The following is a 14,962-nucleotide window of genomic DNA, read 5'->3' on the forward strand; positions in this document are numbered from 1 at the left end:
GTTTTTAAATGAGTTCAAATCCAAGGATATTGCCGTTGAATCAATCTAGATTATCATAAATCTTCAGCGGCAAGATGAAGTATATATAGAATTCAAAATGTCAGATATGAGTAAAGCAAACCGGTTTTTATCAAACCGGTTCATGAATCGCTCCTGTTCAAGTGCGTTTCACAGAGACCGTATCTCGAATTCCCGCGAAACTCCACAATCAAAAACAACGTTATACCGACCGGGCAACAGGTTAGTTGTCGTTATTCTCTGTGAACGGGTTGACTCCCCGGGCTTTAAATATGAGATAATGGGTGATCGTGTCTCTTCGAATTCCGACTGGATTTCCCATGACTTATTTTCGGTTTGCCGGAAGATTGAGAATGATGGGGGCGTGTTGTTACAGGTAAGGGTTTCTGCTCCTTCATTTACGAGGTAAAATTCAATAACTTCCCCCTGATTGTATACCTCTGAATCCATTTTGATAAAGTCTGGATGAACGGGATAGTCCGGTTGGGAATAGGTGCCTTGACAGGAAGAATTGGATCCCAAAACAGCTGAAGGGGTTATATTCGGAGTGGAAGCACCTGCAGTACGGTTCTCTGAAACCGGTGTTGTCGTGCATCCCGCCACCAGGATAAGGAATACGATAAAAATCGACAGGGCATAGAGAATCCTCGATAGAGCCATTGATAGCCCATAATAATTGATTTATAATTTTACTATTTACTTGTTCTGTCCATAAACTCAAACTGGAACGGGGATTTTTTATATATTTTATATAACCACAACCCAGAATCTGCAATAACACTGATAGTACTTCCAAACGGAGAGTTTTGGCGCCGAAGCCCGATCCTTACCGCTTATTCTCGTGGTACCGCGAAAGAGTCGCCTGGTGCTGGTTGAGATACTTTGCATCGGCCTTTTTGTCGTACGGGTTTTCTGCCCGCTCGGTCGTGTAAAAGACGAGCTGACCGATCGGCATCCCGGCGTAGACTTTTACCGGCCGTGCGTTCACGTTTGCCATCTCTAACGTGATCGTACCTCGGAACCCGGCATCGATCCAGCCGCCGGTCTGGTGGAGGGTGACACCAAGCCGGGCGATGCTTGACTTACCTTCGATAGTAGCGACAATGTTATCCGGCAGGCCGATGCATTCAAGCGTCTCGGCAAGCACGAACTGTCCCGGTACGAGGACAAAGAAGTCGGCGTGTGTCTCGCCCACATCGGCGGTTACGCGTGCCTTGTCGTACGGGTCGATAACCTGCTCCCCCGGGTTGTACCAGACAAAGTGGTTGCCAAGCCGGATGTCAACCGAATTGGGCTGTACAAGTTTTGGATCGTAGGGATCTATCCTGATATGGCCCCGGGCGATACGGTCCCGGAGCTGCCAGTCCACGAGAATCATTGGAATACCCGGTTGGCGTTGATCGGTCATAATTTCTCTTGGGACCGGGTTCCGGTTTATGGAGTCTGGTCATGGGACACCATGACCCCCGCGAACCAGTGTTTGAGGGGGTACCCCCTCTTTTGTACGAAAGTGGCACCCCCCACCCATGAGCCACAAGAGGGGGGTGGGGGTGTCACGCTCTTAAAAAAATTGGCGGGGGTAGGGGTACCTCTCCGTTTTGGGAGTGGGGGGTACCCCTTTTTTATAAGTGTGGGCCCTACCCCCCCTTGACATGGATCGGGGAAAACAGGGTTTCAGACGATAACTCCACGCGAAGCGCAGGTTATTGTACTGGAATTTTTTGGGGGTAGTACCCTCTCATGTGCCCGGACAGGGGGGTGGGGGTGTCATGCTTTAAAAAAATTGGTCGGGGGGTAGGGGTACCCCTTCGTTTTGGAAGTGGGGGGTACCCCCCTTGCTGAAACAGTTGATACCATTCCTGTTGCCATCTGAAGTCACAGGAAACAGTGGTTGCATTGGTGGAGGAGGTATCCCCCTCTCTTTGCTTATGAAAGGGGGTGCTACCCTCAGATGAGTGGCAGGGGTACCCCCACAGGCAGTTTTTTCCAGTGTCTTCAAGTCTTATAGAGACCGGTAACGCACGGAGGCTATTTCTCCCCAACATTTTTATCCGGGGTTGACTCCCCCTCATCATGCTGGTTCTTGTGCCGCCGCTGCGCCTCTTTCTCCCGGTCGAGCGCATCTGGATCGACATGCCACTCGGTCCGGCGCAGGAGGCCATGCACGGTGCTCGCCTCCCGGGTCGTGAGGCCGGCCCTTCCGAGTATGCGGCGGATCATGATCATCGTATTCTCGCGCTTAAATGCCGGGTGGTGCACCGAGTCCAGGAACCGGTCGATATGGCGGTACAGGTAACCCATCTCGTACGGCGAAGCAAGGCGGTACTGGGGCAACGGGAGGTTCGCGAGCTCATAACAGACGATGCCGACTGCATGGGAGAGATTCATGATGGGATACTCCTCGGAGGTCGGGATCGTGCAGATCATGTCGCTCTTCTTTACCTCGTCATTGTTGAGTCCCCAGTTCTCGCGCCCGAAAAGGATCGAAATCTTTCCTTCCGCAGTACCGATCCGTTCCCGGATCTCGCGGGGGGAATAGAATGGCATCCTCATCGGGGTGCAGACTGATTTACTGACCTCCCCGGTCGTCGCGACCACGAGACTGCTCCGGGCAAACACGTCCTCGATAGTGCAGATCTCCGCATCCTCCAGGACATCCTGCGCATGAGAGGCGCGGGCTTTCGCCTCGTTCCCGAGTTTACAGGGATCGATGAGCACCATACGGGTAAACCCGAAATTTTTCATCACCCGTGCGGCAAACCCCACGTTTCCTTCATAGAGGGGGGCCACGAGCACGATGTCAATATCGGGCATAAAAAAGGTTACTGGACCGCGTCCACGGTTGCCTTGAGAACTGTGGCACCCAGGTCGTAGACCGCGTTCCCGACCACGATCGTATCCGCATATTTACCCATAAGAGCGGCTTTCTCCGCCGAGTTGATCCCGCCGCCATAGTACAGGATCGACTGGTCGATCGCTTCCGATGCCGCTTTCACGACAGCGGGATCGCCGAATGTCCCGGAATATTCGATATATATGATCGGGAAATGGAAGTACCGGTCGGCGACTGAGGTATATGCCGCGACTTCCGTGGGTTTGAGATCGCAGACCGCCTTTGTGACCCGGCCCACAGACGAATTGGGGTTGAGCACGATGTAAGCCTCGGGAATAACCAGATTCCACGGGATACGGCCGTTCTGCTGCTGCACCCAGAAGCGGTGCTTCCCGACTATCCACTGCACGTCGGTCGTGTTCATCACGCTTGGCACAAAGACATAATCAATCCCATCGAGAAGCACTGCCTCGGGGCCGGCAGGTTCCATCACGAGCGGAAGGTCGTACGCAGCGAGCTGCTTCTGGAGAGCGAGCAGGTTCTCTTTTGTCACGTTCAGCGTGCCCGATAGCATCACTGCGTCGGTCCCGCTCGTAGCGATCGCATCGATGTCACCGGCTTTGAGCTGCTTGTCAGGGTCGAGTTTTGTCACATGCACCCAGTCTTTCCACTTCATGTCAGTATCAGAATTACATGTGTTCTTTATCCCAATAAACCGGTGCGTTGTCCTTTACGCAAAAGAGAGGGTATGCGCACTATGGATAATCACACCCTTTCCCTGGAGTCATTCTTTGTTTCCTGAAACCGTGGCACTTCACTAAAAAATAATGACTCCCTCCTTATTCCGGGGATTTTCCCCTCATTTTATTAAGTAAATGCCAAAATAACGCAATTTTGACATTATAAAAAATAAGATCATTTATATATCTTGAAGGTCAAATGACGAATGCCTGTGAAAACCCATGGATCTCCAGAAAAAGACCCTTATCGTCCTGGTAACGTTTCTGATCCTGGCTATCGCACTGACCGGTGTTTTTGTTACAGTTCTTCTCCTTTCAAACTACCAGTCGCTTGAACAGAAATACATAACAAATGACCTTGACCGGACGATCTCCCAGATCAAGAACGAGGAGCATACGATTTCAGCCATCGACAACGACTGGGCTCCGTGGGACGATACCTACGATTTTGTTATCGGGAAACGACCGGATTATATCGAGAGAAACATTAACCCGGATACCTTTGCCAACCTGAATCTCGATTTTATGATTATTACGAACCACGAAGGAGAGATCGTCTATTCCGGGGCGTTTGACCCGGCAAACAGGACCATAATTCCCGTGACCACATCCCTGCTGCAGGAAATAAACGCCAACCGTCCTCTCATGAACCTGACCGCACCTCACGCGGAAACAACCGGTATCCTCATGCATTCAGACACCCCGGTGCTCATCACATCACATCCGATCGTCCGTACGGATTTTTCCGGGACACCGCAGGGTGTTATGATCATGGGCAGGTTCCTCGATCAGGATGAGATCGGAAGACTGTCCAGCATGACCATCCCGTCCATCGCATTTTACCGGGTTATAGACCCGGCCATATCCCCATCTCTCCAGTCGGCACTGGAAACCCCGGGTACGTCCATGATCATCCAGCCAACCGACGAGAACACCGTGGCCGGCTATGCGCTTATGCGTGATATTTCCGGGAACCCGGCGCTCGTCCTTGAAATTACCGAGCCACGCGATATCTACCGGGAGGGAACCAGCACGGTTTTCCAGTTCATCGTCATCCTCCTTCTTTCGGAACTGACGTTTGGCATCGTTATGATCTTCTTTCTGGACCGGATCGTCCTCTCGCGAATGCAGTCCCTGGGTTTGCAGGTGCGCCGCATCGGTACCGGTTCCAATCGTTCATCCCGGGTGGAAATGGATGGCAGCGACGAACTCTCCGAGCTTGCCACCGAAATCAACCGCATGCTTACCGATATCGAAAAAACGAATTCAGAACTGTTAAAAACCGAGATGAGGTTCCGGGAACTGGCCGAAAACACCTCCGATGTTCTCTTTACCATGGATACGGCCGGCAAGGTGCTGTATGTCACCCCTTCCATCAACCGCTACGGTTATTTGATCGAAGACCTGATATCGCAGGATTTCTCTTGCTTTGTTTACACCGGAGATCGCACCCGGGTCAGCCTTGAATTCCATCGGCAGGTTGTTGAGTGCACCCCTCTTGTCACCACGTTCCGGCTGGTGGACAAGTGGGGATTTTTCCACTGGATTGAGACCAAGAGTGCCATCAATATGGACGTATTCGGGAAAACCACCGGGATTAACGGAGTCCTGCGCGATTTCACCGACCGCAAGCGGGCCGAAGAATCCATCATGCTCGCTAACAAGAAGCTCAACCTCTTAAACAACATCACCCGCCACGATATCCTCAACACGATCACTGCGCTCCTGGGCTGCGTGGACATGGCAAACGCCACAAAAGTGCCGGCCGAACGCGAGGAGCTCCTCGGCCAGATCAAGGAACTCACCCGGATCATCCAGCGGCAGATTGAGTTTACCCGTGCATATCAATCGGTGGGAGTGAACGCTCCGTCATGGCAGAACCTCGGCGAGGTCTTAAACCGGGTGATCGTAAACTTTGCCGGATCCAGGATCACGTTAGATGATGAGATCGCGAATGTCAAAGTCTACGCAGATCCCCTCCTCGAAAAAGTCTTTTACAATCTGATCGACAACGCAATCCGGTACGGGGAGCACATCAGAACCGTCCGGTTCTATTACCAGATCTCCGATGTGGGGCTTACCCTGATCTGCGAGGATGACGGGATCGGTATCCCTGACACTGAAAAGGTGCAGATATTCGAGCAGGGGGTTGGCAAGAATACTGGCATGGGCCTGTTTTTAACCCGGGAGATCCTGCTCATCACCGGTATTACAATCTTGGAGAACGGCAGGTTTGGGCAGGGGGCACGGTTCGAGATGCTGATCCCCAACGGTGCATTCCGGTTTATCAGAGAAACGAATGATGAAAAACGGGTGTGACAACCATATGTCCCCCGGGCATATACACACAACAAGACAGGGAAGGCAATGTCTGAAAAAGTAATTCTTCTGGTAGAAGACGACGATATCATCGCAAAGGTCGCCGAATGGCGTTTAAAAAACCTGGGATACAAGGTCTGCGGGCGGGCTGTCACCGGTGCCGAGGCCATGGAACAAGTGGTAAAGAACAAGCCGGACCTTGTCCTGATGGATATCAATATCAAAGGGGATATCGATGGTATCGAGACGGCAAAGATGATTAAAAAAGGGTTTAATATCCCGGTGATCTATGTCACTTCCCATTCCGACGGCCCCACCCTGGAACGGGCGCGGGATACAAAACCCGATGGATTCATTGTCAAACCGTTTGACGACAACGATCTCCGGGTAGCCATCGGGCTTGCCCTGAAATAACCGGATAGCGTCAGATCCTGATAATTGCGTTCTCACGTTTCTTTTGTAAGAGGAGCTGGTAATTCCGGATCTTCTCTTTGTCGATCCCGGTGGTGACACTGAGCTGCTTTACATCCGCCGCGAGCAGTTTATCCCCGTTGATGACCCCGGCGTCGGCAAATTTTTCAGCCACGGTCCCGGTCAGGCCCTTCACCGAAAGCAGTTCTTTTCGCCCTTTCTCACTCTGGGCACGGGGGATCTTTATGGGTACAGGCCGGTGCAGATATTCACAGACAAGCGCCACATGCCGGTTCACGGTGCCGATACTCATACCGGTCTTCTTGCTTAAGTTTTCCGGAGTTGTCGTTACAAATTCGTCCGGGCTAATGATTCCTGCCGCAATGTACTTCTTGAGACTTACTGCCGGAATGCCAATCTCCTTTAAGAGCCGCCCGTTATGGGTGATCCGGGCTTCGGCCAGGAGGTCACGTGCCTCACTCTCTCCGATACCGGCCTTCTGGAGGGTTCCCGGGTCTGCCTTTGCGAGGCCGGCAAGATCTGATACCCCGGACTCTTTTAAGGCTGCCATGATCTTTGAATAACTACGCCCTTTTCTCGGGATAAGGTGGTTTCGCATGAACTTGCGGCATTCGGAGCGCCTGCGCAGTTTTTCGAGCACGCATTCAGCCTCGGTTTTAAGTTTTTGCGCCGCATCCGGTACCAGTTCAAGAACCTTACTAAGGCGTTCGGGCTCGCTGCGGGCGATCTCGGCAACGGTATAGATGTGTCGGGACCGGGCTTTTTCGAGAAGAGTCTCATTCATGGAGGGGATCTCGGTGAGCGATTCTGTATTGGAACTGATGTGGTGGCAGAGCGGACACCCGATATCCCATGGACGGGCGCCTTTTCTGACGAGACGCACGAAATGGAGGTGGTGCTTCTCGCAGATTTCGTCAGTCCGCACCGCCCAGCCCCACAGGGTGACCGGGAGACCGATGTTGAATGTGCACTCGGGATAACGTGAGCAGCCGATAAACTGTGTCGAGCCCCGCAGGTGCTTGATCGCAAGGGTGCCGCCGCAGATCGGGCAGTAACCCAGGTTCAGTTCCTCCGCAGTGCGGTCCCGGATGTCGTCCCCTATTACCCGTTCGTTTGCCTCAAGTTGGTCGAATGCCGCGTGCAGCATGCTGCGGGACTCTTTTACGACGTCGTCGCGGGTGCGCTTGCTCTCCTTTATCTGCTGCATATGCGACTCGATCGTCTGGGTCATGTCAGGCTTTGTAATCGCGTCGGCGTTATGTTCGAGCGCCTCGGTTACGACACGCCCCACGAGTGTCGGATGCAACGGGTTCCCTTCCACGTACTTGCGGGAGACCAGCTTCGCGATCACCTCGTGACGCGTGCTCTTTGTTCCAAGCCCAAGCTCTTCCATTCTCTGGATAAGTTTGCTCTGCGTGTACCGGGCCGGGGGCATCGTCTCCTTTTCATCAAGACTGACCTTGCGGATCGGTAGTTTCTCACCCGTGGCAAATTTCGGGAGGATTGTCTCTTTTGCTTCGGAGAACGGGTAGACTACGTGCCAGCCCGGTTCGATCAGGTGACCTCCGGTCGTGGTGTAGGGCTCGCCACCGGCATCGAAGTTAATTTTTAAGGTCTGCCAGAGCGCGTCCGGAGCAAGGGTCGCAAGGAACCGGCGGAGCACGAGTTCGTAGATCCGGAACGCATCGTCCCCGATCCCTTCCTTCGTGGCGGTGCCGGTCGGGTGGATTGGCGGGTGGTCGGTGGTGGACTTCTTGCCCCGTGTTGGCTCCGGGCGCCGGTGGGCGATTGTCCACTCCACATCTTTTTTAAACGGGGAATTCCGGATAGTCGCAAGCACGCCGTTTAAGTCCAGCGATGCAGGGTAGACCGTATTGTCGGTCCTCGGGTAGGAGATATACCCGTTCATGTACAGTTCTTCGGCGATCCGCATCGCATTTGCGGCGGAAAAGCCGAGCCGGGCGGCGGCAACGATATAGGTCGTAGTATCGAATGGCGAGGGGGACCGGTCCTGCTTGGTACCTTCCTTTATCTCGGTCACGACCAGCGGTTCCTTTGTACGGTCGCGGGCGAGTTCCGCGATCTTCTGGTCCCTGAACCGGCCGTTCGTGTGCCGGGCCTCGATCTGTTCGCCGGCCTTCTCGGTCAAAAGACCGAGCTGCCAGTATTTCTCCGGGACAAATTTCTCGATCTCCTTTTCCCGGTCGACAATCATGGAAAGTGTGGGACTCTGCACCCGGCCGACCGAGAGGATGTTGTTTCCACCCCGGCGTGCGGCAAGCGAGATGAACCGGGTCAGCGACGCGCCCCACATGAGATCAATGGACTGCCGTGCCTCACCTGCTGAGGCAAGCGCAAAGTCAAGGTCGGTCGTATTCGCAAACGCAGTTGTTATTTCCTGCGGAGTGATCGCAGAGAACCGGGCCCGGTCGACCTTCACGTTCCGGTTGACGGCCCGGATCAGTTCGTACGCCTCTTTTCCGATTAGCTCCCCCTCGGTATCAAAATCGGTTGCAATGGTGACGCGCTCTGCGTGTCGGGCCAGTTTCTGGAGGAGCGCAACGATCCGTTTCTCGGTTGGCACCTTGATGGTCTTTGCATCGATCAGGCTGCGGGGGGTATACTTTTCGCTGCGCCAGTTCTCGTAGCCGGGCTCGAAGTCGACTTCGACAACGTGGCCGCGCAGCCCTACCGTTGTCGTGTCGCCGAAACTGTAGGTCGAGACCCCGGCGTCCTTCTTCTCGACAACTTTTTGTCCCCCGGCAAGGATTTGGGCGATCCTGCGGGCCGAGATATTCTTTTCTGCAACGATCAGGTGCACGTCAGGTCACTGCTCCGTATTTGTCCAGAATCGCAATCATAAGCCGGTTGAGCATGTCGGGATCGGCCCTGCCCCGGGTCTTTTTCATGGCCTGTCCCACGAGGAAGTTGATGGCGCCTCTCTTTCCGGCCTTATAATCTTCGAGAGCCTTTGGGTTCTCATCGATTACTTCTGAAATGACAGCAATATAGGCATCCTCGTCATCGGTCGTCTTTGCAAGGTTTAACCGGCTCACAATTGCCTCTGGCGTCTCCACAGTCTCCCCCTTAAGACGCTCATCGAGCATCACCCGCAGGACTTCGACACCGCTCTTGTCGGTGATCGTCCCTGCCTTCAGGAGATCAAGCAGGCCGGTGAACTTTTTAGCGTCCACCGCATCGATGCCCATGCTCCGGTAGTTGAGTTCACCGGCAAGCGTATCAGCGATCCAGGTTGCGGCGAGGGTACAGAGCCCGGTTTTCTCCCCAGCAACGACGGCCTCAAAGAAGTTTGCCATCTTTAATTCACCGGTCAGGGTGCGGGCATGGTTTAAAGAGCACCCGTACTGCCGGACGAAACGTTCGCGCCGCGCATCTGGGAGCTCGGGGAGGACAATGTCCTTGACCCACGACTGGACACGGAGCGGGCGGAGATCCGGCTCCGGGAAGTACCGGTAGTCGTTCTCCTGTTCCTTTGACCGGGCCGACTGGGTGATCCCCCTGGCTTCGAGGTAATGCCGGGTCTCGCGATCGACCTTAAGGCCGCGCCGGAGCTGGTTCTTCTGCCGGGTCACCTCAAAAGTAAGCGCCCTCTCGACCCCTTTATAGGAGGTAATGTTTTTTATTTCCACGCGCTCGCTACCCCGGAGCGAGATGTTCGCATCGACACGGAGCGAGCCCTCTTTTTCCGGGTCAAAGACGCCAAGGTATTCGAGCGTGGCCCGTAGTTTGTTTAAGAACTTGCGCGCCTCTTTTGGTGAGCGCATCTCCGGTTCTGATACAATTTCGATGAGTGGGATACCCGCACGGTTGTAATCCACAAGGGAGTACCGGCCGCGTTCGGCGTTACCCATATGCACGAGCCGGCCCGGGTCTTCCTCTACGTGGATCCGGGTGAGCTGGATCTTTCGCTCCTTCCCGTCGTCCCCCTCGATCTCCACGTACCCCCCTTCAGCAAGCGGCTTGTCATACTGGGTAACCTGGTAGGCCTTGTCGAGGTCGGGGTAAAAGTAGTTCTTCCGCGAGAACTCGGACTCAGGGATGACCGTACAGTTGAGGGCCTTTGCCACCCGCATCGCATACTCGATTGCCCTCCTGTTGAGTACCGGCATCGTACCGGGCAGTCCCAGACAGACCGGGCAGACATGGGTATTGGGTCCGTCATTCCGGTAATCCGTGGAACAGCCACAGAAGAGCTTGCTTTTCGTGTCGAGCTGGCAGTGGACTTCGAGACCGACAACGATATCAGAGTCAATCATTGCTTCACCGCCTGCTCGTAAGCATATGCAACATCGATGACGCGCTCATCCTCAAACTGCCTCCCCATAACCTGAAGGCCGACAGGCATTCCCTGCACCTTCCCGCAGGGCACCGAGATCGCAGGAATACCTGCAAGGTTGACCGGCACCGTGAGGATATCGGAGAGATACATGGAGAGAGGGTCACTTTTCTCGCCAAGTTTAAACGCAATCGTGGGCATTGTCGGGCCGCAGAGCACATCCACATCGGAGAAGAGCCGGGTAAAGTCCTTTCTTACATTCTCCCGGGCAATCTGCGCCTTTGCGTAGTACTTCCCATAATAGCCGGAGGAGAGGGCAAATGTTCCGAGCATGATCCGGCGCCTGACTTCAGGACCGAACCCCTGCTTTCGCACATCCTGGTATGCCGCGTGCCACGATTTTTTTGTGTCGGCGGCAGGGCCGTACCGCACGCCATCGAACCGGGCGAGGTTGGAACTCGCCTCGCTCGTGCAGATGACATAGTAGGCGGCAAGCGCGTATTCCATCGAAGGGATGCTGCACGGGACGGTGACTGCCCCGAGTTCTTCGAGGCGGCCGATGGCCTTTCTTACAACTGATGCTACTTCGGGATCGACACCTTTCCCAAAATATTCTTCGGGAATCCCTATCCGGAGCCCCTTTATGTCCGCAGACGGGGCGTGGGCATAGGGCTTGTTATACGAGGTGGTATCCTTCCGATCGTGGCCGGCGATCACCGACATCAGGAGCGAGACATCGGCAACATTTTTTGCCATCGGCCCGATCGTTTCCAGCGAGTTCGCGTATGCGATCAGGCCGTACCGTGAGACCCGACCGTATGAAGGCTTGAGCCCTACAATCCCGCAGAATGCAGCAGGGCACCGGATCGAGCCGCCGGTATCGGTACCAAGTGCCATCCGAACCATACCTGCCGCTACTGCTGCGGCACTTCCTCCCGAAGAACCTCCGGGAACCCGGCCGGTGTCACAGGGGTTAAGGGTGGGGCCAAACGCCGAGTTCTCGGTACTGGTACCCATCCCGAACTCGTCCATGTTGGTCTTCCCGGCGACTGCGGCACCGGCGGCCTTTATGAGACCGACCGCGTGCGCGTCGTAGGGCGGGATGTAGCCTTTGAGGATCTTCGAGGCACAGGTGGTCTCGATTCCCTGGGTCGAGATATTGTCCTTGACCGCAACCGCGATCCCGGTAAGTTTTCCCTCACCATGGGAAGGCTTTGCACAGACTTTTAAGAATGCATTGTACCGGTCGTCGGGCTCGAAGCTAATCGTGTGCACGGCCACTACATCACCCGGGGTGCCTTGATAAATCCATCTTCCTGTGCACCGGCATTTCGTGTCGCTTCGTCCTGCGAAAGGGACGGTTCGACAATGTCGTCCCGCAGCACGTTATAGAGATCCCGGGCGACCGCGCCATCTCCCTGCACCCGGTCAAGCACGTCAAAATATTCCACAATTGCGTTGAACTGGCCGGTAAAAGTGGCCAGTTCAGCGGTATCGATTCCGATATCGGCAAGTTCACCGATATGTTCTACGTCTTTTTCAGTGACCATGTTCCACCCGTCCGATGTGGTCTATGTAATCTTGCACGGACGTTTTATAACCATTTTTACGGGCAAGCTTCTTCAATACTCCCCAGACTCCGCTCCCGTACTGCATGGCCTTTTTGCCATATCCTGCCAGTTCTGGAGGGATATGGCGCTCTGCGGCATGTCGCAGCGGGATCTTCCGCTGCCCGTCGTGAACCTTTTCATGGGCCGGGATCGCGCGGCTGGCGCGCACAACCCGGATATCAAGATAGGGCATGGAGAGGTACGTACCGTGAAGGGCCGCGACTGCCTGATCGCGCTGTGCCTGCGCCTCAAGTCCCGCGACATCCCGGGCAAGATCATCTTCGAGTGTGGGGGAGGTGAGATACCGGGCGTAGCCGCCGAAGAGTTCATCCGCTCCCTGCCCGGTGATGATGCGCTGGTACCCGTGTGCTCCTGCCCAACGGGCGATGAAGTACTGGGTGACGGCAATGCTGGTATTAACCGGGTCTTTTTTCGGGATCGCGGCAATAACGGCGGGAAGAGCATCTGCGATCTCGTCTGGGGTTATCTCGACTTCTGTGCAGGTCAGGCCGAGCAGTTCTGCTGCGTGCCGGGCCTGCGCAAGGTCATGAGACCCGGCAAGGCCAACTGCCACGCATTCCCGTTTTGCAAGCGCGGCGACGAGACTTGAATCCACCCCGCCCGAGAGCGCGGTCACGCCTTCATCACTCCTGAGCCGGACCGCCGTTACAATTGCTTCATCAAGGGCGCAGGGCGCAGGGTCGGGCTCGATCGAAAACCGCACCTGCCCATTGCAGACAAGCGCACCTTTGGGGCCCGGTCCCGGAATAATGCCAAAATGGTCGCGTGCGTGGCAGGTATCAAATGAGAGTGCAAACTCACCCCCGAAGGTGCGGATCTTTTCCGGATCTGCCTGTACGATCTTCTCAACGTCAGCAATAGAGAGCCGCGTACCCTCCAGCTCAATCCAGCCTGTACACTGAAATAAGGTCATGCACTCGCCGGATAGTGTATGGAACCGGCTATGCATATAATGCGTGGCAATGGGGTGACACCGTATCCGTAGAGGCGCATGACTTCAGGGTAAGCGATGGAACCATGAGAGATCCCTGGGAAAAATGCAGGTCTTGCACAGGATACAGTACCCTGGACTTCGGCAGAACCGGCACTCTCCCGGTCACGATTCTTTTTATCATACACACGAAATACTATAGAGCGCGAGGGTACGAAAGTGGCCAACTCGGCTGGACTTAAGATCCAGTTCCGCAGGGATTCATGGGTTCGACTCCCATCCCTCGCATAAGATCTGTTTTCCTGCAGGTACATCCTGTATCGGGCCCCGGTTTGGCGCACAAACCGGGACAAGTCCTTATTGGCTCATACTGAAAACACTCCTGTATGACCTTGGTAAAAAAACACCGGTTACGAACGAAAAAATCCCTGATCGATACCCTCCCGGAGATGGTGGTTTCGGCTCTGGCCAATCACGAGGATTTCGTGGTGACGTATGAGACCGATCCTGAAACCAAAAAGAAGTCGCTGTATGTGATGACCGGGGACCTGATCACACCAGGTATGCTTGCAACCCTCAAAGAACAGATCGCGCACCAGAAAGAGGAGGGGTATACCATTATTACCCGGGACTGGAAATAAGACCGGCATGCTTTTTTTGGGTATTGTGGTATTTTAGCGTTTTTTAGATTCCGGGGGAGTCCTGACCGATAACCCCTGCAACCCGTCCAACGCGCCCATCCCGGAGCCGGACCTTGATACCGTGCGGGTGGAACGAGGAATTTGTCAGGATCTCCTGCACGATGCCCCGTGTGAGTTTTCCGCTCCGCTGGTCTGCCTTGAGAATTATATCAACCGTGCAACCGGGATGGATGGCGTCACGGCATTTTCCGTTGGTTGTTGGGTCAGGTCGGTTTTCCATGTGAATGTGCAGAGTATGTTCAGGTATGAGTCACCGGAATACACCGGTAATATTGTCATTTTAAAATGCAGGTAAAAAATTATGAGACTATTTTTGGGGCATCATAAGTACCGATCCCGGATTCAAGCCAGCCCCGGGTGGTCACCCATCCATGGTTGTCCCCAAGCATCAGCACGTAGATCCGGTTTTTGTAGCCATTGAACTCCGGGGAAAAGATTTTCCACGAGTTTGTCACCTCAAGACTGGCGCTGATACTCACCGAAGCCGAAGGTGCGGCCGTATAATCGGCATAAATACTGGTGAGATATTCAGAGCATTCCGGCGTGCTATCGTTTTTTACATCGCCGACGGGGCATGCGACCGTATGAATACTCTGGACCGGGCGGAAAACGGCCGCATTCTCAACGGGCGAGCGCGTGTCGATCAGGGAATGCGAAGATGCGTTCACCCCGATCGTGATAACCGTCGTTTGCGCGCTCCCGTTGACGGCAGGTTGCCCAATCGTCGGGGCAGTGACTTTCAGGAGTGTGGCCTTGCCGGTATCAAAGAGCGTCATTGTCCAGTCATTCGGAACCCCGGAAACATGCTGCCCGCTTATCTGAGCATCAAGCGGTGAGTTCCTTTTCAGGTCGGCGGGAACTGGTAAAAAGAGCGTGACGTTTGAAAGGACGGTATCGGTCGTAATGTTACAGGTGTACACATACGTGCCGGTAAGCGAGGTTCTGTAGGTTGTATCGATATACGAAGTGTAGGAAACAACGCTTGAAAAAAGCAGCAGAATAACGATGAAGAATCCCAGCGTGATTTTTATGATCTTATCCATAATCTCCCCTTGATGCC

13 protein-coding genes and 1 tRNA gene are annotated in these 14,962 nt (G+C 54.5%); 4 read left to right on the top strand and 10 right to left on the bottom strand.

Annotated features, from left to right (window positions below; genetic code table 11):
• Positions 1–844: 844 nt before the first annotated feature.
• The 3 genes from dcd to WCX19_RS01595 all read right to left on the bottom strand — a co-directional run bounded on the left by dcd (position 845) and on the right by WCX19_RS01595 (position 3,527).
• A complete protein-coding gene (gene dcd, locus WCX19_RS01585; protein ID WP_373004230.1) occupies positions 845–1,396 on the bottom strand; it encodes a dCTP deaminase in 552 nt (183 codons plus the stop codon).
• A 650-nt stretch (positions 1,397–2,046) separates the two neighbouring features.
• Entirely contained in the window at positions 2,047–2,832 is a 786-nt protein-coding gene (locus WCX19_RS01590) for an RNA methyltransferase (protein ID WP_373003967.1), read from the bottom strand.
• An 8-nt stretch (positions 2,833–2,840) separates the two neighbouring features.
• On the bottom strand, positions 2,841–3,527 hold the full coding sequence (locus WCX19_RS01595; protein WP_373003970.1) for a phosphoglycerol geranylgeranyltransferase: 687 nt from the start codon (positions 3,525–3,527) through the stop codon (positions 2,841–2,843).
• Positions 3,528–3,813: 286 nt separating this feature from the next.
• Between WCX19_RS01595 and WCX19_RS01600 the strand changes: the two genes are divergently transcribed.
• Complete coding sequence (locus WCX19_RS01600) at positions 3,814–5,910, top strand: CHASE4 domain-containing protein (protein WP_373003973.1); 2,097 nt, start codon at positions 3,814–3,816, stop codon at positions 5,908–5,910.
• A 48-nt stretch (positions 5,911–5,958) separates the two neighbouring features.
• Complete coding sequence (locus WCX19_RS01605; RefSeq protein WP_373003976.1) at positions 5,959–6,324, top strand: response regulator; 366 nt, start codon at positions 5,959–5,961, stop codon at positions 6,322–6,324.
• Between the two features lie 10 nt (positions 6,325–6,334).
• On the opposite strand, the gene WCX19_RS01610 is transcribed toward WCX19_RS01605, so the two are convergent.
• From WCX19_RS01610 to WCX19_RS01630, 5 genes are read right to left on the bottom strand one after another with little or no spacing between them, the layout of a single operon-like run.
• Positions 6,335–9,163 carry a DNA topoisomerase I gene (locus WCX19_RS01610; RefSeq protein ID WP_373003979.1) on the bottom strand — a complete coding sequence of 943 codons (2,829 nt, stop codon included), beginning with the start codon at positions 9,161–9,163 and terminating at the stop codon, positions 6,335–6,337.
• Between the two features lies 1 nt (position 9,164).
• A complete protein-coding gene (gene gatB, locus WCX19_RS01615) occupies positions 9,165–10,619 on the bottom strand; it encodes an Asp-tRNA(Asn)/Glu-tRNA(Gln) amidotransferase subunit GatB (protein ID WP_373003982.1) in 1,455 nt (484 codons plus the stop codon).
• Positions 10,616–11,920, bottom strand: a complete 1,305-nt coding sequence (gene gatA, locus WCX19_RS01620; protein ID WP_373003985.1) for an Asp-tRNA(Asn)/Glu-tRNA(Gln) amidotransferase subunit GatA — start codon at positions 11,918–11,920, stop codon at positions 10,616–10,618. Before gatA ends, gatB begins: the two co-directional genes overlap by 4 nt.
• Positions 11,920–12,189: an Asp-tRNA(Asn)/Glu-tRNA(Gln) amidotransferase subunit GatC gene (gene gatC / locus WCX19_RS01625; RefSeq protein ID WP_373003988.1), complete on the bottom strand. Its 270-nt coding sequence runs from the start codon at positions 12,187–12,189 to the stop codon at positions 11,920–11,922. Before gatC ends, gatA begins: the two co-directional genes overlap by 1 nt.
• Positions 12,179–13,183 (bottom strand): asparagine synthase C-terminal domain-containing protein, encoded by a 1,005-nt coding sequence (locus WCX19_RS01630; protein ID WP_373003991.1) that lies wholly within the window; start codon positions 13,181–13,183, stop codon positions 12,179–12,181. The genes gatC and WCX19_RS01630 overlap by 11 nt, the downstream gene beginning before the upstream one ends.
• 223 nt (positions 13,184–13,406) lie before the next feature.
• Here WCX19_RS01630 and WCX19_RS01635 point away from each other — a divergent pair.
• Together WCX19_RS01635 and WCX19_RS01640 are read left to right on the top strand one after the other, a co-directional pair.
• Positions 13,407–13,489, top strand: a tRNA-Leu gene (locus WCX19_RS01635).
• Positions 13,490–13,587: 98 nt separating this feature from the next.
• Positions 13,588–13,842 carry a hypothetical protein gene (locus tag WCX19_RS01640; RefSeq protein ID WP_373003994.1) on the top strand — a complete coding sequence of 85 codons (255 nt, stop codon included), beginning with the start codon at positions 13,588–13,590 and terminating at the stop codon, positions 13,840–13,842.
• Between the two features lie 43 nt (positions 13,843–13,885).
• Here the strand turns inward: WCX19_RS01640 and WCX19_RS01645 are convergent, their stop codons facing one another.
• Both WCX19_RS01645 and WCX19_RS01650 read right to left on the bottom strand, forming a co-directional pair.
• Positions 13,886–14,122: a YwbE family protein gene (locus tag WCX19_RS01645; protein WP_373003997.1), complete on the bottom strand. Its 237-nt coding sequence runs from the start codon at positions 14,120–14,122 to the stop codon at positions 13,886–13,888.
• A gap of 79 nt (positions 14,123–14,201) precedes the next feature.
• On the bottom strand, positions 14,202–14,945 hold the full coding sequence (locus WCX19_RS01650; protein WP_373003999.1) for a hypothetical protein: 744 nt from the start codon (positions 14,943–14,945) through the stop codon (positions 14,202–14,204).
• Between the last annotated feature and the right edge of the window lie 17 nt (positions 14,946–14,962).

The organism is Methanoregula sp., assembly GCF_041663825.1.
GTDB lineage: Archaea > Halobacteriota > Methanomicrobia > Methanomicrobiales > Methanospirillaceae > Methanoregula.

Excerpts from the sequence above, each read along its gene's own strand:
- dcd (WP_373004230.1), bottom strand. The coding sequence starts at position 1,396 with ATGATTCTCGTGGACTGGCAGCTCCGGGACCGTATCGCCCGGGGCCAT.
- WCX19_RS01590 (WP_373003967.1), bottom strand. The coding sequence starts at position 2,832 with ATGCCCGATATTGACATCGTGCTCGTGGCCCCCCTCTATGAAGGAAAC.
- WCX19_RS01595 (WP_373003970.1), bottom strand. The coding sequence starts at position 3,527 with ATGAAGTGGAAAGACTGGGTGCATGTGACAAAACTCGACCCTGACAAG.
- WCX19_RS01600 (WP_373003973.1), top strand. The coding sequence starts at position 3,814 with ATGGATCTCCAGAAAAAGACCCTTATCGTCCTGGTAACGTTTCTGATC.
- WCX19_RS01605 (WP_373003976.1), top strand. The coding sequence starts at position 5,959 with ATGTCTGAAAAAGTAATTCTTCTGGTAGAAGACGACGATATCATCGCA.
- gatB (WP_373003982.1), bottom strand. The coding sequence starts at position 10,619 with ATGATTGACTCTGATATCGTTGTCGGTCTCGAAGTCCACTGCCAGCTC.
- gatC (WP_373003988.1), bottom strand. The coding sequence starts at position 12,189 with ATGGTCACTGAAAAAGACGTAGAACATATCGGTGAACTTGCCGATATC.
- WCX19_RS01630 (WP_373003991.1), bottom strand. The coding sequence starts at position 13,183 with ATGACCTTATTTCAGTGTACAGGCTGGATTGAGCTGGAGGGTACGCGG.
- WCX19_RS01640 (WP_373003994.1), top strand. The coding sequence starts at position 13,588 with ATGACCTTGGTAAAAAAACACCGGTTACGAACGAAAAAATCCCTGATC.
- WCX19_RS01645 (WP_373003997.1), bottom strand. The coding sequence starts at position 14,122 with ATGGAAAACCGACCTGACCCAACAACCAACGGAAAATGCCGTGACGCC.
- WCX19_RS01650 (WP_373003999.1), bottom strand. The coding sequence starts at position 14,945 with ATGGATAAGATCATAAAAATCACGCTGGGATTCTTCATCGTTATTCTG.